The organism is Cupriavidus sp. SIMBA_020 (assembly GCF_046535395.1).
Taxonomy (GTDB): Bacteria; Pseudomonadota; Gammaproteobacteria; order Burkholderiales; family Burkholderiaceae; genus Cupriavidus; species Cupriavidus campinensis.
The window spans coordinates 1-239 of sequence record NZ_JAWRWU010001558.1; the positions used below are offsets into that span (position 1 = coordinate 1).

The following is a 239-nucleotide window of genomic DNA, read 5'->3' on the forward strand; positions in this document are numbered from 1 at the left end:
GGCCGCATCCAGCGCACACGCGCGATCAACGGCGTCACGCGGAAACCGATGTGCGTGAGCACGGTGTAGAACAGCTTGTTGAGTTCGAAGCAGTAGCCGCCGCGGCGGTGCGCGACCACCTTGTCAACGATCGCCGGCACGTCGAGCGCGACACGCGCGCCGGTCAGCGGATTGAGGTTTTCGAACGGGATCGCCTGCGGGTGCAGCAGATGCAGCCGGCGCAGCACGTCGAGCGTCGG

General features: G+C 66.9%; 1 protein-coding gene. It reads right to left on the reverse strand.

Translation table 11 applies throughout. The features are described 5' to 3' along the window. On the reverse strand, positions 1–239 hold a 239-nt coding region (locus SB751_RS34840), incomplete at both ends, for an arylamine N-acetyltransferase family protein (RefSeq protein WP_410749592.1).